The organism is Psychrobacter sp. NPDC078409 (assembly GCF_050268505.1).
Lineage (GTDB): Bacteria > Pseudomonadota > Gammaproteobacteria > Pseudomonadales > Moraxellaceae > Psychrobacter.
In genome coordinates, this window is the sequence record NZ_JBNNGW010000004.1 from 160,379 (window position 1) to 182,962 (window position 22,584).

Annotated in this window: 16 protein-coding genes; 7 read left to right on the top strand and 9 right to left on the bottom strand. The window is 43.6% G+C overall.

Going from position 1 to position 22,584, the window contains the following annotated elements:
• Window positions 1–30: 30 nt before the first annotated feature.
• Window positions 31–246 carry a hypothetical protein gene (locus ACQKC9_RS09455; protein WP_371531944.1) on the bottom strand — a complete coding sequence of 72 codons (216 nt, stop codon included), beginning with the start codon at window positions 244–246 and terminating at the stop codon, window positions 31–33.
• A 127-nt stretch (window positions 247–373) separates the two neighbouring features.
• A complete protein-coding gene (locus tag ACQKC9_RS09460; protein ID WP_427621565.1) occupies window positions 374–1,735 on the bottom strand; it encodes a Na+/H+ antiporter family protein in 1,362 nt (453 codons plus the stop codon).
• A gap of 434 nt (window positions 1,736–2,169) precedes the next feature.
• Between ACQKC9_RS09460 and lon the strand changes: the two genes are divergently transcribed.
• Both lon and ACQKC9_RS09470 read left to right on the top strand, forming a co-directional pair.
• Window positions 2,170–4,773, top strand: a complete 2,604-nt coding sequence (gene lon / locus ACQKC9_RS09465; protein WP_427621566.1) for an endopeptidase La — start codon at window positions 2,170–2,172, stop codon at window positions 4,771–4,773.
• 359 nt (window positions 4,774–5,132) lie between these two features.
• The gene (locus tag ACQKC9_RS09470; RefSeq protein WP_427621567.1) at window positions 5,133–5,690 is read left to right on the top strand and encodes a superoxide dismutase family protein; all 558 of its coding nucleotides are present in this window, start codon (window positions 5,133–5,135) and stop codon (window positions 5,688–5,690) included.
• A gap of 236 nt (window positions 5,691–5,926) precedes the next feature.
• On the opposite strand, the gene topA is transcribed toward ACQKC9_RS09470, so the two are convergent.
• Both topA and ACQKC9_RS09480 read right to left on the bottom strand, forming a co-directional pair.
• Window positions 5,927–8,581, bottom strand: a complete 2,655-nt coding sequence (gene topA / locus ACQKC9_RS09475; protein WP_427621568.1) for a type I DNA topoisomerase — start codon at window positions 8,579–8,581, stop codon at window positions 5,927–5,929.
• Between the two features lie 283 nt (window positions 8,582–8,864).
• The gene (locus ACQKC9_RS09480) at window positions 8,865–9,461 is read right to left on the bottom strand and encodes a hypothetical protein (protein WP_179797808.1); all 597 of its coding nucleotides are present in this window, start codon (window positions 9,459–9,461) and stop codon (window positions 8,865–8,867) included.
• Window positions 9,462–9,818: 357 nt separating this feature from the next.
• Between ACQKC9_RS09480 and ACQKC9_RS09485 the strand changes: the two genes are divergently transcribed.
• The gene (locus ACQKC9_RS09485) at window positions 9,819–10,358 is read left to right on the top strand and encodes a DUF2799 domain-containing protein (RefSeq protein ID WP_427621569.1); all 540 of its coding nucleotides are present in this window, start codon (window positions 9,819–9,821) and stop codon (window positions 10,356–10,358) included.
• A 241-nt stretch (window positions 10,359–10,599) separates the two neighbouring features.
• Here ACQKC9_RS09485 and ACQKC9_RS09490 read toward each other — a convergent pair whose 3' ends face one another.
• The 3 genes from ACQKC9_RS09490 to ACQKC9_RS09500 all read right to left on the bottom strand — a co-directional run bounded on the left by ACQKC9_RS09490 (window position 10,600) and on the right by ACQKC9_RS09500 (window position 12,892).
• Window positions 10,600–11,001 carry an ExbD/TolR family protein gene (locus tag ACQKC9_RS09490; protein ID WP_201548193.1) on the bottom strand — a complete coding sequence of 134 codons (402 nt, stop codon included), beginning with the start codon at window positions 10,999–11,001 and terminating at the stop codon, window positions 10,600–10,602.
• A 145-nt stretch (window positions 11,002–11,146) separates the two neighbouring features.
• Window positions 11,147–11,836 carry a MotA/TolQ/ExbB proton channel family protein gene (locus ACQKC9_RS09495; protein ID WP_427621570.1) on the bottom strand — a complete coding sequence of 230 codons (690 nt, stop codon included), beginning with the start codon at window positions 11,834–11,836 and terminating at the stop codon, window positions 11,147–11,149.
• Window positions 11,837–11,944: 108 nt separating this feature from the next.
• On the bottom strand, window positions 11,945–12,892 hold the full coding sequence (locus tag ACQKC9_RS09500) for an energy transducer TonB (protein ID WP_427621572.1): 948 nt from the start codon (window positions 12,890–12,892) through the stop codon (window positions 11,945–11,947).
• Window positions 12,893–13,378: 486 nt separating this feature from the next.
• Between ACQKC9_RS09500 and ACQKC9_RS09505 the strand changes: the two genes are divergently transcribed.
• The 4 genes from ACQKC9_RS09505 to ACQKC9_RS09520 all read left to right on the top strand — a co-directional run bounded on the left by ACQKC9_RS09505 (window position 13,379) and on the right by ACQKC9_RS09520 (window position 17,629).
• Entirely contained in the window at window positions 13,379–14,431 is a 1,053-nt protein-coding gene (locus tag ACQKC9_RS09505; RefSeq protein ID WP_427621573.1) for a siderophore ABC transporter substrate-binding protein, read from the top strand.
• A gap of 82 nt (window positions 14,432–14,513) precedes the next feature.
• Entirely contained in the window at window positions 14,514–15,599 is a 1,086-nt protein-coding gene (locus ACQKC9_RS09510) for an ABC transporter permease (protein ID WP_427621574.1), read from the top strand.
• A 96-nt stretch (window positions 15,600–15,695) separates the two neighbouring features.
• On the top strand, window positions 15,696–16,781 hold the full coding sequence (locus tag ACQKC9_RS09515) for an iron chelate uptake ABC transporter family permease subunit (RefSeq protein ID WP_427621575.1): 1,086 nt from the start codon (window positions 15,696–15,698) through the stop codon (window positions 16,779–16,781).
• A 77-nt stretch (window positions 16,782–16,858) separates the two neighbouring features.
• Window positions 16,859–17,629, top strand: coding sequence for an ABC transporter ATP-binding protein (locus ACQKC9_RS09520; protein WP_427621576.1), 771 nt, complete (start codon window positions 16,859–16,861; stop codon window positions 17,627–17,629).
• Window positions 17,630–18,058: 429 nt separating this feature from the next.
• Here the strand turns inward: ACQKC9_RS09520 and ACQKC9_RS09525 are convergent, their stop codons facing one another.
• Window positions 18,059–19,333, bottom strand: coding sequence for a PepSY-associated TM helix domain-containing protein (locus ACQKC9_RS09525; protein ID WP_427621577.1), 1,275 nt, complete (start codon window positions 19,331–19,333; stop codon window positions 18,059–18,061).
• A gap of 220 nt (window positions 19,334–19,553) precedes the next feature.
• A complete protein-coding gene (locus tag ACQKC9_RS09530) occupies window positions 19,554–21,875 on the bottom strand; it encodes a FepA family TonB-dependent siderophore receptor (RefSeq protein ID WP_427621578.1) in 2,322 nt (773 codons plus the stop codon).
• Window positions 21,876–22,584: the final 709 nt, after the last annotated feature.

The window sequence follows — 22,584 nt, forward strand, 5'->3', positions numbered from 1 at the left end:
TAGTTAATTTAACATCACTTTATTACTGAGCTAGCCTTTTTCTAATTTACGAATTAAATCTATTATATGATTGCGGTCTTCTTCATATTTCGCCTTATCTACAGCAAATACTTCCATGTAAGGATCACTTCTTACATACGACCATTGTATTAATTCAGGATCGCTCTTTGCTTTTTCAGATAATAAAACTCTAAGCCCTTTTAACAATAACTCTACTTCACTTTGACTAAAGCCTTGACTGTCCATAATGTCTAGCCTGCATATAATAGATTAGATTGTTTAAAGGTTAGCATCAATTAAATACTAATGGGAGCTGTAAGGTGTGCACGGCACACCTTACAAAGCTACTGAGCATTTTACACGTATCAAAAACTTACAACACCATCGCTGCAATCCAACCAAAGGCCAATAGCGGAATGTTGTAATGCAAGAATGTCGGTATCACACTGTCTTTGATATGGTCATGCTGTCCATCGATATTTAGACCAGACGTTGGCCCCAATGTTGAATCTGACGCAGGCGAACCCGCATCACCCAGCGCGCCAGCCGTACCGATAATCGCCACAGTAGCCAACGGTGAAAACCCTAGAGAGATACACAGCGGTACATAAATCGCGGCCAAGATAGGAATGGTCGAAAATGACGAACCAATACCCATGGTCACGATCAAACCGATCAATAGCATAATAAAGGCAGCCATCGCTTTGTTACCAGCGAACAGTGACGCTGCCCCATCGACCAATGGCTGAATCTGCTCAGTCGCTTTCATTACTTCAGCAAAACCTTGCGCGGTAATCATAATAAAGCCAATCATCGCCATCAACTTAATACCGTCATTAAAGACGCCATCAGCATCACGCCATTTCACCACGCCAGTTGCCATAAACACACCGAAGCCAAACATCGAGCCAAGTAGTAGCGAATCAGTATATAACTGCACCACAAAAGCAGTCACGATAGCAGCCAGTGCAACCAGTGTCTTTAGCTTGCTTTGTGACTGTGCACCAGCAGCAGTTTTGCTTAATGCATCGCCTTCTACGACGGCATCATGCGCTTGCTGATCTATCGCAATCTGCTGATATGCGCGTGGCTTACGGTAGCTGAAAAATACGGCAACCAGCAAACCAATTAGCATACCCAATGCAGGAATCGCCATGGCTTGCACTACAGAAATATTAGCAACATCAATGCCCGCTTCACCCACGTTTTTTAGCATAATCTGATTGAGATAGATATCACCAAAACCATAAGGAATAAACATATAGGTGGTGACCAGTCCGAAAGTAATCAGACAAGCAATCAGGCGTCTATCAATCTGCATGCGATTGAATGCTAACAATAGTGGCGGTACCAGTAATGGAATAAAGGCAATATGAATAGGGATTAAGTTTTGGCTAAAGCAGCTCATGATAATGAGGCCTGCAAACAGCATGTACTTAATCATGCCACTCGTGCCAGCGGCATCAATACGCTTGATGACCGCGCCTGCCAACGATTGCGGCAAGCCCGAATGAGCAATCGCTACCGCAAACGCCCCGAGCAGTGCATATGACAGCGCAATCTCTGCGCCATTACGGATGCCTTCTTGAAAAGCATTAAGCGTATCAGTAATACCAAGCCCTGCTAGCAGTCCACCTGCCAGCGCCCCGATTAATAAACTGAGCACCACGTGCACTCGCGAAAGTGACAGTCCTAGCATGATAATAACTGCTAGCAATACTGCATTGATGGCCATGTGTTGCCCCTTGTTCTTTATACTTTGGTCTTAATGAGACCTATGAATATTGAAACTAATGAATATCGCCCTGTTGTCTAAAACGTCTCAATATGAGAGCCTGTTTTAGACGCGCGCCAGTTTACCTTATTTTGGGTATAAAGCCTACGCATAGAACCGATTAGGCATCAACATAGGTAGCCAAATACCACCTATACATCTAAACCCTCTTCTATAATTTCTGACTGTCTTTATCCTTCACAGACCAGTTATACCGTTGACAACATGTCATTGGTAACATTGATTGCATTAATAACTGGGCACTCAGACAACTATTTAACAAAGATAAGCAGACGACTTCACCAATCAGCCTTGCAATTTTTTTCGTGAGCACCATTTATCTAAACATGAACCACGAACTTGACTTTACAAGTCTGGGGAACGAGGAAAAACATATGAGTGAACATAATATTGATAAAGACAACATCGACATCGATGTATCATCTGCCCTTAACACTGACACGACGTCTGATGCAAATACTGACACTGACGCTAACATAAGTGCTGACGCGAATAATGAGACAGAAAGCTCATCTACGGATGCGTCAAATGCCTCATCCAACGCTGTCAAAGACAATGAAGATGAAAGCTATCTACCACTGCTAGCATTACGCGACGTCGTCGTTTATCCACATATGCAAATTGCACTGTTTGTGGGACGCGCACCATCGGTGAAAGCGGTTGAGTTGGCACAGGCTGAGTATGGCAACAAAGTACTGGTAGTCGCGCAAAAAGACTCACTGACCGAAGATATTGATCAAGATAACTTGTATCAGTACGGTACGGTGTGTCGCATCGTCAGCACTATGCCACATGACAGCGATGAGAACTGCATTAAAGTATTGATCGAAGGTCAATACCGCGCTCGTGTCGATAATATAGAAGGCCATGACGATTTATTGATGGCGAGATTTGAGCGTGCCGATCTTGATGTCAGCATGGATGAGAGCCAACAGAAAAACACCATTCAAGCGTTAACCACATTATTCGAAAGCTATGCAGATGCGCGACTTCGCAATGCACGTGAGCTGACTCGTGTGGCCAAACGTATCGACGACTTGCTTGAGTTGGTTTATTTCATCTCAACTCGTGTGTCGATGGATCTTGATATCAAACAGTCTTTCTTAGAAGAAGACGATATCAAAACGCATATCAATACTTTGACTGAATATCTGGTTAAGCAAAGTGCTGAGCAAAACATCGAACAAGATATCCAAGATGCTGTCCGTCAGCAGATGGAAGACAATCAGCGCGAATACTTCTTAAATGAAAAGATGAAAGCCATCAAAAACGAGCTGTCAGATATGAATGACGGCGCGTTCGATGGTGAAGATGATGTGGCTGAGTTAGAGCAGCGTTTAGAAGATGCTGACCTGCCAGAAGATGTGCGCAAAAAAGCTGAGCAAGAGTTTAAAAAGCTCAAAATGATGCCACCTGCATCAAGTGAATCGTCAGTCGTACGTAACTATATTGAATGGATTTTGGACACACCGTGGAATGCGACGACCAAAGTATCTATTAATCTAGACAAAGCTAAGACGGTGTTAGACGAAGACCATTATGGTCTACAAGATGTAAAAGACCGCATCTTAGAGTACCTCGCCGTGCAATCACGCGTGAAAAAACTTCGTGGTCCGATTCTATGTCTCGTCGGTCCTCCAGGTGTCGGTAAAACCTCATTGGGTGAATCAATTGCCCGTGCCACGGGTCGTAAGTTTGTACGTATGGCGCTTGGTGGCGTACGTGATGAAGCAGAGATTCGTGGTCATCGCCGTACCTATATCGGTGCTATGCCAGGTAAAATCGTTCAGTCATTGGCAAAAGTAGAAGTCAAAAACCCGCTATTCTTATTAGATGAAATCGATAAGATGGCGCAAGACTTCCGCGGTGATCCAGCATCAGCATTGCTTGAAGTATTGGACCCATCACAGAACGATACGTTTAACGACCATTATTTAGATATGGACTTAGATTTGTCGCAAGTGATGTTTATCTGTACTGCTAACAGTATGGATATTCCGCCTGCGCTGCTTGACCGTATGGAAGTTATTCGTCTGCCTGGTTATACCGAAGAAGAAAAGGTCAATATCGCACAAAAATACCTACTGCCAAAAGCGATTAAGCAAAATGGTCTCAAAGAAGGTGAGATTGAGATTGTTGAAGCGGCATTGCACAGCATCGTGCGTAGCTATACGCGTGAAGCAGGTGTGCGTAACCTTGAGCGTGAAGTGAACAAAATCTGCCGTAAAGTGGTTCGTGGTTCGGTTGAAACTCATGGTGCGCGCGCTCCGAAAAAAGCAGAACGTCAGCTAGTGACAGTCGATGACAAAAATATCGATGACTATCTAGGTGTGCACCAGTATGACTACGGTCTGGCTGAAGAAGAGCCTGAGATTGGTCGTATTACAGGTCTTGCTTGGACACAAGTCGGCGGTGAGCTATTGACCATCGAAGCGGTCGGTATGAAAGGTAAAGGCGAGCTTAGCTTTACCGGTTCACTAGGCGATGTGATGAAAGAGTCGATTCGCGCAGCCATGAGCGTGGTTCGTGCTCGCGGTGACAGCTTAGGTATCGACTACGAGACGTTTAAAACAACAGACGTCCATGTCCATATGCCAGAAGGTGCGACGCCAAAAGACGGCCCATCTGCTGGTGGTGCACTGACGACAGCGCTCGTCTCTGCGTTGACAGGTATCGCTATCCGTCCAGATATTGCGATGACAGGTGAGATTACCTTACGCGGTAAGATATTACGTATCGGTGGCCTTAAAGAGAAATTGCTTGCGGCACATCGCGGTGGTATCAAACACGTCTTGATTCCAGCGACCAATGAGCGAGATTTGGCTGATATTCCTGATAACGTGAAAGAAGGCTTAACCATTCAGCCAGTTGCCACGATTGAAGAAATCTTAAAGGTTGCTTTGGTGAGTATGCCAACACCAATCAAACCTGCAAAAGTTACGGTTGATAAAACCTCTGGCAAAGCACTGCACAATTAATTGATTATTCGTTAGCCAATTCTTAAAAAATAAGAGCCGCTCATCACAATGATGGGCGGCTTTTTTATGCCTGTTTATTATTTATCTACTTGCAATTCATAGCCTACTTAGTAGATTTCTTACGTATTTGTAGCCATTTAATTTCGAAATTATTCATGCTATTTCGTTTTTCAAACCCATACGTTACTTACATTTATTAACTGATTGTTGCGCATTTGATGAATAACTATAGAGTTAGCTTGGCTATACTGACTCCGATGTTAACGAATATTGACGCCCATTTTTATAGAACAATAACGATAGATATTCGTGGCTTTAATGAAGATTAAAAATAACAACTCAAACAATTGGAGATAATAATGAATAAGACATTAATTGTAAGTACCCTATTATGCGGTTCAGCGTTAGCAATGACTGGTTGTCAAACGGTAGAAAGTCAAATGCAAACAGGCAATCCTTTAGCACAACCGACGCTAAAATCAACCATACAAACAGTAGATGGTGAGAAGAAAGAAGTTGGTCAAGTTTTCTTACGTCCAGTCGATGGCGGCGTCCAAGTTTACGGTAAACTCACTAACCTACAGCCAGGCAGAACTGTTTCATTACATATCCATGAAACAGGTAGCTGTGACGTCATGGGTAAAGCAGCAGGCGGTCACTTCAACCCAGACAACAAGCCACACTCTAATCCAGATGACATGAATGGTCATGCTGGTGACTTGCCAAACTTAACTGCTAATGAAGATGGTGTTGCTACTATTAACTATGTGAACAAGAAAATCGCAGCGACTGAAGCAGGCAAATACAGCGTAAATCGTTTGGCCTTTATCGTACATGCTGGCGTTGACGACTATACCAGTCAGCCTTCAGGTAATGCAGGCGATCGTATTGGTTGCGGTATCATCGTAAAAAACTAATACTATCTAAACCTATGAACTTAAGCTAGGTTTGCAAACGTAGAAATAGCTTAAAAGAAATATTATAGGCGCAAAAAAAACCCTCTTAAACTGTAAGAGGGTTTTTTATTGGAAGTAACCATTAGGTTCGTTGAAGCCAATATAAAGCTAATACAAGAAAGACCAATGCAAATTGTACCTGTAGTACATTAAATGAGTCTGACGCTATAAAAGCCCTATAGTGGATTTAACAATAGTTACTCCTCTACCCATTCACCTTTACGCCAGTAAACACCCCAACGTGTGGCCTTGCCGTTTTTCTCAGAGCCGATATACTGCTCTTTTTTCTTACGTGACCAGCGCAAGATGGTTGGGTTACCTTCAGGATCTTCATCTGGCCCTGCAAACAGATACTGGAACTTATCTTCCATTTTATCTTTAATTTCTCGTAGCTCAGCCAGCTTTGGCGGACGTGTCTCGCGCACTTTTGGAAACTTAGACGCTGCTAAGAACATCCCAGCCGCCCCTTCACGCAAAATGAAATAATCATCGTGCTTGGTCGACTTTAGCTCTGGTAGGTGGATTGGGTCCATACGTGGCGGTGCTGCTTCGCCTGTTTTTAGTACCTTGCGCGTGTTATCACAGTTCTGACAAGCAAAGTACGGACCAAAGCGTCCTGTTTTAAGCTCCATCTGTCCATCACACTTGTTACAGTCAATGGTTGGTGCATCTGAGCCAGGTACTTCAAATTTGCCTTCTTCTAGAATATAACCATCGCAATCAGGGTTGTTACCGCAAATGTGTAGTTTGAGACCACCATCTACGATGTAACCATTCATCGCCGTGCCACATTTTGGACAGCGTTTTTTCTCCATCAAATCTTTAACTTCTGCCGCTTCGTCATCACCTTCCGCATCATCTAGATTGGCGAATGCTTCGACTGGCATTAGATTTTTGGTGCCTTTACAGCGCTCTTTTGGCGGTAAGTTATAGCCAGTACAGCCCAAGAATACACCTGTTGACCCGGTACGCAACTGCATCGGACGATCACAGATATCACAATGGACATCTGGCACGTCAGTTGGATCGTTTGGACGCATACCGTCTTTTTCTTTGGCACGCTCTAGAGTAGTTTTAAACTCACCATAGAAATTATCAAGCACATCTTTCCAGTCTTGATCACCTTCTGCCACATGATCGAGCTTGTCCTCTAACGCAGCAGTAAAGGTATAATCCATTAAATCTGGGAAACTAGCCGTCAATCTATCAGTGACGATATCACCCATTTTTTCGGCAAACAGACGCTTATTCTCAAGCTTCACATAACCACGATCTTGAATGGTTGAGATAATTGAGGCATACGTCGATGGACGACCGATGCCTTTTTTCTCAAGCTCTTTTACTAGACTGGCTTCAGTATAGCGAGGCGCAGGCTTAGTAAAATGTTGGCTCGGATCTAGCTTATCTAGGTTTAACTTATCGCCTTTTTTGACATCAGGAAGCAAGGTATCGTCAGTCTTGGCCGGTGGCATAACTCTTGTATAGCCATCAAATACCATGGTACGACCGCGCGCTTTTAGCTCGATATCATCTGCGCCTACAAACAGGTTCACTGATAAATATTTGGCAGGTAACATCTGACACGCCACAAATTGACGCCAGATTAGCTCGTATAGACGTATCGCATCACGCTCAACACCTTTGAGCTGCGTTGACTTCATATTGACATTAGAAGGACGAATCGCTTCATGCGCCTCTTGTGCGCCTTGCTTGTTACCATAGAAATTTGGTTTTTCTGGTACGTATTTTGCGCCATAGCTGTCTTCGATATGACCACGGACAGCAGCAAGCGCGTCGCCTGATAAGAACGTCGAATCGGTACGCATATAAGTAATATGACCCGCTTCATATAGACGCTGCGCTAAAATCATGGTTTTCTTAACAGAGAATCCTAAGCGCGTGCTAGCAGCCTGTTGCAAGGTCGAAGTAATAAATGGTGCGCTTGGACGTGATTGCGTTGGTTTTTCTTCACGCTCTTTAACGATAAAATCGCTTGCCTTGAGCACTTCTAGAACTTTATCAGTCTGCTCTTTATTACCAAGCTTTAGGGTTTTGCCACCTTGTTTGGTCGCCTCTAAGCGTATACCGATTTGCTCGGTGTCTTTTTTTCCATTAGCAATGTGCGTGTCGGCATGAATCTGCCAGTACTCTTCTGGAATGAACGCGCGAATTTCATGCTCACGCTCAACGACTAAGCGCATAGCGACTGACTGTACACGACCTGCCGACAGTCCTCGGGCAATCTTTTGCCATAATAGTGGCGATACCATAAAACCAACAACACGGTCCAAGAATCGACGAGCTTGCTGCGCGTTCACGCGGTCAATGTCTAATTTCGAAGGCTGTTTAAACGCACTTTGAATAGCTGACTTGGTAATCTCGTTGAAGACCACACGTTGATACTTACTATCAGGGCCACCGATGACTTCTTTTAAATGCCAAGCAATCGCTTCCCCTTCTCTATCCATATCCGTTGCCAGATAGATTTTATCAGCGTCTTTGGCTAATGCTTTAAGCTCTTTGATGACTTTGGTTTTGTTTGGTAGTACTTCATAGACTGCCGCCCAGTCATGCTCTGGATCTACACCCATGCGGCGTACCAGTGCTTGCTGCGCTTTTTCTTCTTTGGTCAGACTGTCATCTTTTTTAGCGGCCGTTGCTTTTTTTGCGCTTTTGCTCGCACTAACCGGCAAATCACGGACGTGACCGATACTTGAGCGTACGATAAAGTCATCACCAAGGTATTTATTAATCGTTTTTGCCTTGGCTGGTGATTCTACGATCACCAAAGACTTACCCTTTGGGCTGTCAGCAGCTGGTGCTGGACTTTTTTTGGTTGTGGTTTTTGCCATGTTTGACGACACCATAATATAAGTAAATTAAAAGTAAGGTTAAATTCAGCAGCACGGCAATTTATGGAAGCGAATACTCATGGTTTGACCATGGCTCAGCTATTTATAGTAATAATCGCTGCTGATAAAAAAGGTTATAAAACAAATAATAACCATAAAATAAAGATATAGTTATAAAGACGTTACACTGCTAAGCGTTAAACTGTCAACTTTAAATAATTTGAATATGACAAACCGCTTGCATATTGCCCTTTAATGGAGACGAAAAAACGCTTTACTAGGTTTATGCTTGTTTTTGCATCTGTAGCGCCCACTTCTCAAGGTTTTCTTTTAGCACTAATAAGTCCGCTTCGATCCGTTTTTGATGATACGTTGGGTTGGATGCTGGACGTACATAAGCAATATCTTCCCAATAAATAATAATGCTATTCGCCTTGGTCAATAGACCTTTAACGAACGGCTCGATACTTACTGGCAGCTCTAACGGCACTTGATCCAAGCTAAAATCAGTCTTTTTGACTGTCGGATTATTGCTGATTTGACTAGAACGAATCGCACTGGGAATAGTAAGCGTCTTATCATCTGTACTGGTATCGACAAAACTGCTGTCTGGTCGCCACTGTCCATCAATTACTTGATAACGGGTATGCGGCAGTTTAGTGTCTTCAAATATTAGGCAGTACTGTCCAAGCATACCGCGGCCATACTCATTGTCACGGCCTTTGATCCAATCAGGGCACGAAACGAGCTTTGGATTGAGCTGTAAACGACGCGCGGTCATACGCAGCTTATCCAAACGCTGATCGATACCGTTCGGTTTGAGCGCCATCATACTCCCTAATACGAATAGTACAATGATAACGCCAATCAATGTTCCCATGATGGTCTGGCCTTTTGACTAAATGAAAAAGATACTAAGAGATATAGAGTGAAATATCGCTAATGAACCGTTATTTATAAACAGTACATATAGATTTGCGATTAGCACGATAACAAACAACTATATATAAGGGCTTATAATGAGCACGAACCATTAAAAATCAAGCGTTGTCGTCCAATCGCGGTGCAACGAGTGCTGTTAAAGCATATGACAATTTAGCAAGTTACGCTATTAAATCAGCTATTTAGCGTATACAAACTTACCGATCACAGTACGCTATAAAAACCAGATACGAAAAGTGGTCAGCTCAAAAAAGTGCTATGATAAACCATAATTTTAAACGCGCGCAGGTTTATTATGAATTATCTTATTGAGTCAAACTCATCGGGCGCTTATCACGCTCGCAAGCTGATGAATAAAGTCATGAGCAAAACAGGCATGAGCCTATCGCTACTTGGCGCGGTCGTACTGACATTATCGGGCTGTGCCACGACTCAGAGCCTAACACCGCAGCAGTGTCAAAGCAGTAACTGGCAAGAAGTCGGCTACGCTGATGGCTCGCAAGGACGTTCAGGTGCCTACTTCGGTCACTATACCAATAGCTGCGCTAGTATAGGTGGCGCCAGCCCTAACCGCATCCAATGGGAGCAAGGCCGTCAACAAGGTCTCAAAAACTACTGTACCGAACTGAATGCTTATAAGCTCGGTCGCGAAGGCTATGACTGGCAACCTGTCTGCCCGTTAGAAGGTATTGAGAAGTTAGAAGAAGCCTACTCCCAAGGGCGCTACTACTATATCCGTCAGCGCGATCTCGACTACTTACGCTCACCTTACCCATTTGGCTACAGACATGCAGGTTTTGGTTACGGCTATCGTCCGTTTGGCTATGGCTGGTAAAAAAAGAAAACCTCACTAACGACTTAATTTGAGGTTTAAGTAGTTAATGAGGTTGGAGAAAATTTTATTATTTTAATTGTTTTTATTATAGCGGTGCTGGTTGTTTTACTGGTTGGGCTATTGATTTATCTAGCCAGTTTTCTAATATAGAGCCAAAGCTACTAGCACTAACTCACAGTGCTTAAACTATTCAGTGCTTAAGTTATTCAGTGCTTAAGTTATTCAGTATTTAGCTACTAAGCTACTCATTCACAAATGCGATTTTGGTCAGTCCAGCGTTACTTGCCGCTGCTAAGACTTGAGCGACCGTATCGTACCTGCCTTCTTTATCCGCACGTAACTGTACCGCTGGATTCTTACCAGTCGCGCCTTGTTGCTGCAAGCGATTCTCTAACTCTTCCATACTGATTGGATCGCTATCCCAGAATATACCCGCGTCTTTATCAATACTGACTTGAATCGCTTCTGGCGGCGTTTCATTGAGCGCGGCACTAGTCTCTGGCAAATCTAAAGGCACCGTCGGATTCAACACGGTCGCTGTCAATAAAAATATAATCATCAATACCAGCATGATATCGATCAGCGGAATGAGGTTCATCTCATCCATGCTTCGTACGTCATCATCACCCAATTGAAATGCCATAGTTACTCTCAATGCTTTTGGTTATTTTCACACAGCCAAGCCGTTTTTTGACTTGTCGTTTGAGCCTTTATAGACCTATCGCTTGCAGCCTTAATGTTTACAGACCTAGCGTTTACAGAATCAGTATCTGTAGAATTAATACTATCTATAGCTGCTTTGGCACAGAATTACTGTAGTTGCTGGTATGCTGAGTCTCGCTCGTCGTTGAACGACTGCTCGTTGCAGAGTGCACTTGTGAAGCACTAGCAGCATGGCTTGCAGTTACCTTGGTAGTATCCACAAGACCCGTTGATTGCGCCAATAAATCATGCGCTCTGTCGTTGGCTTGATACATTATGCGGCGATTGATACGTACTGCAAGGTTGTAAAACACCACGGCTGGAATCGCTACTGCAATACCAAGACCTGTCATAATCAGTGCTTCGCCGACTGGTCCTGCAACTTGCCCCAATCCTGCCTGACCACTCATACCGATGTTGTGCAAGGCATGGAAAATACCCCATACCGTACCAAACAAGCCAATGAACGGTGCAATCGCTGCCGTCGTACCAAGAATCGGCAGACCACGCTCACTAGCAAAACGATAGCGACCGATGTGCTTGAGCAAAGTCTGCTCAGTTACCAAACGGCGAGTGGCAGCATCAGAACCAGCCAAGTCAGACTGTCTGGCTTGTAATTGCTGACTCAAATCATCTGCTACATTGGTCGCCAGTTTGCGGCTTTGCAATACGCGGACGATACCTGTCACCCAAGAGAGAATAGATAACGCAAGCAACAAAAAGAACAACGTTTTTGTCACCATGTCGCTGATCTGCCAGTATTGCATAAAGTCCATGTCAGACTCCTTAATGTGTAATGCCATTACATGATACTGAGGTAAATATCATGTTTAGTTTTATAATGAAAGATTATTAATAAATACGTTGTTATAAAATGTGAGTTATCAAGGAACCGCGTAACTGATCGGTAAGGTCACATCACCTACCACGGGTACGCCATTCTTAGTAAAGGGTTTGAACTTGCCAGATCGCACTTGACGTCGGGCTTCTTTGTCTACTAGCGGATTACCTGATGATTGAGCAACGCGCACGTTATCGATGCCGCCTTGCTTGTTGACTCGTAATACCAAGACAACGTTGAGCGTATCACCAGAACGGGCTCTACGTGCGGCGCGCTCAGGGAAACTAAAGTTTGGCGCAGATGCCCAGTTGGCTGAGCTAGCAGTAAAGCTCACAGGCTCATTGCTCTGTGCTAAAGCAGCTGCTGCTTCCGCCTCAGCTCTTGCTTGTGCAGCGGCGGCCTTCGCTTGAGCGGCAGCTTTGGCATCAGCGACTCTTTTGGCTTCTTGCTCTGCCCTAGCTTGCGCCTCTTGCTCAGCTTTTCTGGCTTGTCGCTCTGATTCAGCTTGGGCAGCTGCTTGACGTTGTGCTTCAGCTGCTGAGTTATCAACCTTTGGTTTCGGTAGCGGCTCTTTTGGGGCTACTTTTTGACTGGTATCAGGACGAGGCTTTTCTGACGCTATCACAGGCGTCACTTTCGGCTCTACATTTTTTACAACAGGCTCTTTTGGTTTTACTGGTGTCTCTGTTGGTTGTTTAACCGGCTCTTTAGGCTTTGGTTCAGGTTGCGGCGCTGGCTGAACTTGTACCTCAGGCTGTACTTCTTTTTTGGCTGTGACTGTTTGCTTTTCTACTTCAGTTGAGACCGTTTTTGCCGGTAATGACACAAACTTTATCTCAAGTGGTGACATCTCTTTTTTTGGCTCAGGTTTGAGTTCAGGCGTTTTTATTGCCACTAGTGCAATTGCGGCAAGCACATGGAGTCCTAAGACTGCAACAATAGCTAGCAATAACGATTTAAGTGGTGGCGCGTCTAAATCCGTTGAACTCATAACAGCCTAATGTTTATTACTCAGAGTAGAATGGCGTAGATAATAATGCAAACGATAATTATTATCAATAATAATTTACAATATTTTCACTATTTAATACATCTCTGACACGTAATATTGCTTAATAGTTTTACCTATCGCAACACTCATTTTCATGAACGTTGCCTACCTTTATACCTCACTACTATGAAACTTATCTTTTTATCAAATGATACGTTGCGTTTAATATAGCAAGTACTGTTAATAAAAACCATTATCATTTATATTGATAATGAGTCTCAACTACTTTATTATAACGTCTGTCCTGTCAACTCATACTATTTTTATAAAAACTATTCGTATAAAAAATTAGTGAGTGGTACTAAGTAGACTATTTATTTTATGCTTTTTATCTCAAGCATCGTTCAGACTTAATATTTTTAGCGTCATTCATTTGCAATTATTTTAGACAATTGCTTAAACATTTTTTGATAGACCGAGTTCATTATGCCGACACCTTTATTATCTAGCAGACCTACCGCCTCTTTTTTCAAACGTCCATTACTGACTGCCGCCATGACAGCGTTGTTAGCTACCGTAGTGGCAGGATGTAGCTCGTCTGAATCCAATGACTCTGAGCCAGCAGACGCCAAAACTGAAAACCCAACGGCTGATGAATCACAGAACGTTGCTAATAACGACGCTGTATCTGCTGAGAAAATAATGGTCAATACCGTAAAAGGTGATGTTGAGCTGGCCATGAACCCATCGCCACTTGTCGTTTATGACATGACGTTGATGCAAGATTTGGCGGCGCTAGATGTAGCAGTCGATGGTATGCCTGGTGGTTTACTACTAAAGAATCTACACTCAGAAACACAGCCTGATCCAAAATCGGTAGGTACTGTGTTTGAGCCAGATCTTGAAGCGTTGAATGCAATGCAGCCGCAAGCTATTTTGGTCGGTTCACGCATGGCAGAAAAATACGACGAGCTATCAAGTATCGCCCCAACGTTAGACATGAGTATTGATACAGCCAATATCTATGAGTCAAGCAAGCAGCGCCTGCATGATCTAGGTGCATTGTTTGGTAAAAGCGATCAAGCTGCTAAGCTACAGCAGAACATCGATGGACTTATCACTGAGACCAAAAGTCTAACGAAAGAAAATAAAGGTACTGGTCTAGTCGTCATGGTCAATGGCAACAAAATGTCAGCCTATGGTGACAAGTCTCGCTATGGCTTTATCCACACTGTGTTAGGTGTGCCAATGGCAGATGACAAAATTGCCGATGCGCCTCATGGTCAGCCGATATCGTTTGAATATATCCAAAAAGCCAATCCAGATTGGTTATTTGTCATTGACCGTAGTGCTGCAATTGGTGAAGACGGTATTGGTGCCAAAGCCGTATTAGACAATCCATTGGTTGCTCAAAGCAACGCATGGAGTAAGCAGCAAGTGGTTTATTTGAGCCCAGATTCTTACTTAGCATTTGGCGGCTACTACCAGTGGATGCAGGATCTAACGACGATCAAAGATGCTTTTACTAACGCTAAATAACGTCGTTGCTTATAAAAACGATTATTGCTCAAGTAGGTAATTATTACCGTTAACCCTGCTCATTTTTAAGCCAGTAGAGATTATGTCGTTATTTTCACACCGTACTCATGCTAGGCTCAACTCCAGTACTGCTCCATCAGCGTCAAGCTGGCAGAGCGGTACTGGCAATGCGTTACATCGACGTACTGTCGTACCACCGTGGTTCATCAATACAGCAAGCCTCATTCTTATGGGGCTTTTGGTGTTATTGAGCTTATCCATTGGCGTGGCTGACTTTTCGTGGTCAGGTATCTTGCAGAGTCTTCTGAATCAGAGTGCCAACTCCGATAGCTCATTGCTATTGGTTAGCCGCATACCGCGTACCATCGCCATTATCTTGACTGGTATTGCAATGGCAGTGGCTGGGATGATTATCCAAGTAGTGCTAAAAAATCGCTTTGTAGAGCCGTCTATGGTCGGTGCGACTCAGAGCGCTGCACTTGGTTTGCTGGTGGTCAGTTTACTGTTCCCTGCCAGTGCGCTCATTGTAAAAATGGGTGTGGCAACCATCACTGCCATTTTTGGCATGATGCTATTTATGCTACTGATTCACCGCATTCCGCCTACTGATTTTTTGATGATTCCACTGATTGGCATTGTCTTCGGTGGCATTATTGAAGCAGTCACTACCTTTATCGCCTATCAAACCGAATCGCTACAGATGCTCAGTGTTTGGCAGTTTGGTGATTTTTCAGGCGTATTGGCAGGGCGCTATGAGCTGCTGTGGCTCACGGGTGGACTGTGTGTGCTGGCCTATATTATTGCTGACAAGCTGACCATCGTCGGTTTGGGTGACAATATCGCTTTGAACTTAGGCATTAGTAAGCGTCAGGTCACTTGGATTGGCGTGGGCATGGTAGCCATGATGAGCGCTGTCGTGGTCGTGACAGTAGGCATGATTCCTTTTATTGGGCTGGTCGTGCCAAACATTGTGAGCCGCCTAATGGGAGATAAGTTACGTCGTAGCTTGCCAGCAGTTGCCCTACTTGGTGCTTCAGCGGTGTTGCTATGCGATATTATCGGGCGCTCTATTCGCTATCCATTTGAAGTGCCGGTCGCCACTATTTTTGGTGTGGTTGGTACAGTGCTATTTTTATGGCTGTTATTACGTGCACCAGCTGAGCAGTAGCACTATGTTTACTAACTGTGTATTAATTTGCAGCACTCACTTACCGTCGTTCATTTTTTGCCTTATTAGATAAGCTTGGCACCATAGGATTTTTGTATGTTCTCATCAACTAAGCTTACTTCCACCGAAACTGATGCTACCAAAACCAGCACAGCGATAGATAACTCATCTTCAGCAGATGGTCAGTATTCAGCCGCTGCACAAAGTCAGTTGGTAAAGCTTTGGACATTTATAGCTGCGCATCCAAAATCTATAGCAGCTATTATTCTACTTATCTCGATGACCTTGTTTATGACACTCAATGTCAATGGCTATTGGGACTTTGCACTACCATTACGCGGCAAGAAACTGCTGGCACTAATGGTGGTTGGCTATGCGATTGGCGTGTCGACGTTACTGTTTCAGACGTTGACTCACAATCCAATTCTAACGCCCTCCCTACTCGGATTTGATTCACTCTATGTTCTGTTGCAGAGCTTACTGGTTTTCTTTTTAGGTGCGATTAGCTTTACCAGTCTCGATCCTATTGCCAAATTCACGCTAGAGATTGTCCTTATGTTTGGGGCATCCTTATTATTGTTTAAGCTATTATTTTCTAAAAGCAGTCAGGATCTGACGCGGCTAATATTGGTGGGTGTTATCTTTGGGGTGTTGTTCCGCAGCTTATCAGCACTCATTGCACGACTAATTAACCCTGATGATTTTGTGGTCGTACAATCTGCTAGCTACGCGCAGTTCAATACGGTCAATCCTCAGCTACTAGGTATCAGCTTATTTATCTGTGTCATCACTGCGGTGTTTGTGTGGCGCTGGCGTTACCAGTGCGATGTGTTGATGCTCGGACAAGCACAGGCCGTCAACCTTGGTATCAACTATCAGCGTCTGGCATTTGGTCTATTAACTGTCATCGCTGTACTGGTCGCTACGGCCACTGCATTGGTCGGTCCAGTGACTTTCTTTGGTCTATTGGTTTGCGCATTGACCAATCGTATCGCGCGACATATGTATCACACCGAGCGGCTGATATTGGTCAGCTTGGTCGCTATGATTTGCTTAATACTGGGTCAGACTATCTTTGAGCAAGTGCTAGATATGGCAGGCGTATTGTCCGTCGTGATAGAGCTAGCGGGCGGATTGATGTTCTTAGCATTGATATTTATGTCCCAGCGTCGTTCGTTATAACTACTTAGCTGACATTGTTTGTTTAGCCAATGCTGTTCATCAAGAAAAACCTAAGACTTTTTTAAATAAGACTGACTATGATTAAACTGAATAATATCTCTCATCATATTGGCAAACAACAAATCTTGCATGATATTACGTTGTTCCTACCAACGGCGCAGGTGATTGCTTTAATTGGGCCTAACGGCGCTGGGAAGTCTACGTTGTTTTCTGTCATGGCCCGTTTGCAGCCGCTACAATCTGGGCAGGTGAGCTTCGCTGTAGATAATGAAGAGCGTGATATTGTCAGCTGTCAGGCGCGGACACTGGCCAAGACGGTCGCGATGCTTGGGCAAGACAATCATGTGCAAGGACGCCTACGCGTACATGAGCTACTGATGTTTGGTCGTTATCCTTATCATCAAGGGCAACCAACCGCAGACGATCAGCAAAAAGTGCAAGAAATCCTTGAACGCTTTGAGCTTGAGCCACTTGCCGAGCGTTTCTTGTCAACGCTATCCGGTGGACAGCGTCAGCGCGTGCTGATCGCCATGATTGTCTGCCAAGATACGCCCTATCTATTGCTCGATGAGCCACTAAATAACCTAGACATGTATCATGCTGGTCGGCTGATGCGTGAGCTACGTCAGCTTAGCCACAATCAGCAAAAAACCGTGGTGATTGTCCTGCATGATATCAACCAAGCGGCACAGTTTGCAGATACTGTGGTTACGATGAAAGCAGGAGAAGTGACGGCTGTTGGTCGCCCTGCTGACGTTATTACTAAAGAGACGATGAAAGATTTATATAACGTCGATGTCACTGTCCTAAGTCATCAGGGTCGTCCAGTGATTGTTGATACGGTTTAAATAAAGAACTTCGCAAATAATAAAAGAAGTTATAGATGCATAGAGCGCTATTAAATAATCGATGGATAAACTACAAGAACCTATCTCTATTAATTTTAGTGATTAGCCTTTGCCTGTTTATTTATTATGCTCTAAATAAGGAGATATCAAATACCTTTTTTTGGTTAGGAATGACCTTATATGGTCTAAGATTAGTGGTTATTCCTATGGATTTTACTCAAGATATCTCTTCAGTAGATTACACAAAGAACTATGATGAAAATAATAGTTGGCATAGATGGGTCATGATAGGTGAAACGTTTGCTTTCTTCATTTTTACTGTCTCGATAGCATACACAATATTCTTGCAATTAAATTTATAACTAGGGCATACCTTTGATTCAACAGATAGCTATCTAAATAAAAATATACCCTAGAAATCTGGCAATATTACCTACCCTTTTGCAACGCCTTCAATCGACTTTGACGCCCTTTCCACCACAGATAGACGCCAGTAACTGACAACACTGTCACAGCCAAACCTACCAGTGCTAAAAATATTTGATACAGTAAGTGGCCAATGCCATGGCTAATATGACCCATATGTAGGGTCAACAACCAATTGTTGGTTTTGCTACCAAATGATGAGTTTTGGTAGCCAAAGTCCACCTGTTCAACGCTACCCGTTTTTGCATTGACCGTGATGGATGATGCACCGCCTTTCTTACCAATGTCCTTATCTGTCTTAAAGCGCAGCTGCCATTGACCCTCATCCTCAATCCAACGTATGCCTAAAAACTCTCGTACTAGCATACCCTTGCTTTGGGCAGCGGTTTTTGCCTGCTCACTTAAATAAGCAATGCTATTGGCTTTGTTGACCACATCAACAGACTCGACATCGACAACCTCATTGTTTACAGCCTTAACCCTAGTCGCTGTTTCTGCACCAGACGCCTGCTCTGCTTTTTCTGATGGTTTTCTTGAGTTCTCCTGTCTTTCACCTCTTCCCTCAAGTCCTACGACAGCGTGCATCACAGGTTGATAGACCTCTCTTAGGTTAAAACCAACACTCGACCACGCGATGACAAATAAAATCCCCCAAAGCCATAACCCAAAGGCATGGTGTAGATCATAATTCAATTTGAACATATTACTTTTGGTACGAATTTTCCACGCTGGTAACCAACGTTTTAAAAAGGAGGCACGTTTTTTAGGCGAGGTTTGGTTCTGTGCTTTTTTCTTGATCGCTCTAGGAAACGTTAAGTAAAAACCAATAAAGCAATTAATCGTCCACACGAGCGCGACAATCCCTAGTAGCAATTTTCCAATGTCACCCAGTAATAGATCGCGATGTAACCAAAACACTTTCCACATGGTGTTGTGCCATGCCCACTCATCTCTATCACGAGTACCAATGATATCGCCAGTATAAGGGTGGACATAAACCTGTTGAAACTGTGCTTTTGGTTGGTTTTGGGCGGCTTTTCCTCGTGCTCTATCTACCGAAAATACGGCTGACCTCTCTGCTGCTATCGAGGTTGGCATGCTAGAAAATTTATATTGAGGATACGCACTGATGACCTTGTCATGAAGCTCGGCAATAGGCAGATGTGATGCGTTTTGTTTCTCAACCTGAGCCAGTTTATGGTTGAAGATATCGTCTAGCTCGTCATGAAATGCCAATAACGTGCCAGTAATACCAGTGATAATTAAAAAAGCTGCCATGGCAAGCCCAGTATAACGGTGAATCCAAAGACAGCTATAGCGAAAATTAAATGACATAAATAAATCTGCTGTTATATTGTGATAGTAAGTTATTGAATTATTAAAAATATTGACGGGGGCATGGGCTTATTTTGAAAATGAGAACCTGCCCTAACAACACAAAAGGTCTAAGCAAATAGCTCAGACCTTTTTCTAACTTAACAAACTCTGTGTCTACCTCCTAAAAATCAACGCTAACGTCGAACACATAAGTACGACCAGGTTCATTGAACGTACGTGCACCGGCGTTCGTAGCGGTACCCTCACGATAAACACCCTCATCAAATAAGTTTTTGATACCAGCTCCAACAGTAATTGCTTTTGTCAGATCATAGCGAGTGCTCACGTTGGCAATGGCATACGGTTCGCGATCAAGCAACGGGTCACCACTATCTTCTCCAGTCGTAACTGAAATCGTAGGGGCTTCAATCGTGCCGTAGTAGCTCACATCAAAGTCGGCATTCCAGCGAGGCGTAATATCCCAATCCACACCCGTGTTCACAGTGAACTTAGGAATGAGTGATAATGGCTCGCCATTGTCTTTTCGCTCTGAGCGGATGTTACTGGTGATATTGGTAGACCATGAAACATTGTCAGTGACTGGTACTTGTACAAAACCTTCTAAACCTTCGACAATTGCTTCACCTTGATTGTCCCATTGAAAGATAGAACGATTTGTCGCTGTATCTACCGCCACACGATCTGTACCAGCGCCAATGCGGTTATCATAGGCATTGTGGTAATAAGTCAAGCCTGCATTCAGTCCAGTGCCATCATCATAAGTAAAGGTGATCTCTTTATTCCAAGATGTCTCATTTTCTAGGTCAGGGTTCCCTAATACATGGCAACCTCTTTCATCAGCAGGTACCCAAGATGGACAACCATTGCCACCAGTATAGTAAATATAGTTTGGATCAAGCTGATATAATGAAGGGGCTTTAAACGCACGACTGACGCCGCCTTTCACTGACCAATCAGGACTAAAGTGCCAAGTAGTATTGATACTAGGCGACCAATTACTACCAGCCTCGCTATGATAGTCGAAGCGTAGACCTGGAGTCACATACCAGTCAGGTGTGATCTCGTAATTATCTTCTAAATAAGCACCGATCAGGTAGGCATCCGAGGTTGGATCACGCTGTTCAGGATCGGTTTCTACATCACCAAAATCAAAACCCTCTGCAAACGACAAATCAGATACCACCGGGTTATCTAGCTTTTCGCCGCGAAACTCTGCACCAGCAGTCAAGGTATGACGATCAAAGTAAATATCCCATTCTGATTTAGCATTCAGCGTATCGTAAGTCGCCTCTGTCCATTCAAAATCCTCACCGTCCTCAGGTAGGACAATCTGTCCTTCGCCACCACCTGCACTACCTTCACCCAAGCGCTCATTAATTGTCCGAGTATACTCTACAAAACTGTTACTACTAGCGTCATCGTACTCACCGCGGTGCGTGATCGCCGCGCCATAGCGTTGCATTTTGCTCGTTGTTTCGCCGTCTAATTCGTCTATCAACGTTTCATTCACTGATTGGAACAACGAGTCACCCGCCCAGCGATTTTCTTGACGGCTATAGTTCACTTCAAAACCGATAGTATTTATCGCATCCATCGCGTATTCGAACAATTGACGTACATCGATATTTTCGACACCTTCAGTACCTGCCGCTACCGAGGCAGCCGGACCACTGCGCCCATCAACAATCTGTGCATCTTTGGCATTGATATAAGGATCATCGCCTTCACTATCGTGATAACCAAGAGTGGTACGCGAGGACAGCTTATCTGTCAAGGCACCTGCCATATTGATATTGGTACGCCAGCTACTGCCTTCTAAATCGCTCTCTGGTGCCTCATAGTGACCACTGATAGAAAACTCTGGCTCAGTCGGGCTCTTAGTAATGATATTTACCACGCCGCCCATACTACCAGAGCCATAACGGGCAGCTGCTGGACCACGCAATACTTCGATGCTTTCGATAGCGCCTGGTGGTACCCACTGCGAGTCACCACGCGTGTCTTGCTCACTCCCACGACTAGGTCGTGAGGAATTGCGAGAAGTGACAGGACGACCGTCGATTAAGATAAGTGTATTGTTTGGCCCCATACCGCGCAAATCAATTTGACGTTGGTTACCACGCTGACCTGACGTTGATGAACCCGACAAATTCACACCTGGCATCTTACGTACAATTTCCGAGATATCATTAGAAACTGATGCTTTTTCGATGGCTTCTTCACTAATAACAGACAGCCCTGCCGCTTGTTCTAGCTCGTCCCTTGCTGCCCGCACCACAATTGTATCCAATGTAGCTGTAGGCACAGCTTCTTGCCCACTTACTCCCTGTATAATATTGTCATCACTCTCTGCAGCAACAGCTGTACTACTAAGAATAGAAGTCACAGCGATACTTAGTAAAAGCTTACCAGTCACGACGCGTTGAAGTTTTTTTGGAGAAGTGATGACTGAGAAATCAGAGCATCCTGATTGGTTTGACATAAGTAATATTCCTTGAAGCGCACAATTTCGTTAATACCTGTTTATCTCATCGTCAGTGAATGGTTTTAGCCACTTTTTATGCAATGCTTCGGATGCATTCTCGGTGCAAGTACACATAAATAAACGTCTAAAATTGACATACGATTGTCGGATAGACGTGTCCGTAAATATATGTGTTATAAAAACATGACTAAAATATTGCCAAGATGCTTAGTTATTGAGAGTAAACGAATAAGGGTATCTACTAAGTAGGGTTAAAAGTTTGATGACGCTGTAACTATCATTAGCCAACGAATTAAATATTTAGCGTAAAAAAGTCTCTATAAATAGAATAGAGCAAAGGGCCATTAACTGTCCTGTAATGAACGAAACACACTTTAGCAAGATACATATAAGAATGCAAACATTAATGATAATTATTATCATTAATGTTTGCATTCTTATATGTGGTTCATTTAACGGTTTAATTAATGCTCAATATATCTATAGAAATGCCTAATAGTTTCAATTGTATAAGCACTACACTGTCAAATCTTGTCGATATATCCAATATGATAATTCGGCCAGTTAGAAACATTATGCGTCAGCTTCAGAATTTCGACGTTTACTTACTCTATGCCCGTATTCACTCACAATTATTTCCTGATAATTTGGGAGATATCTCGCTGTTGTTTAGAGTATTGACGTATTGCTCGCATAAGATTTAACT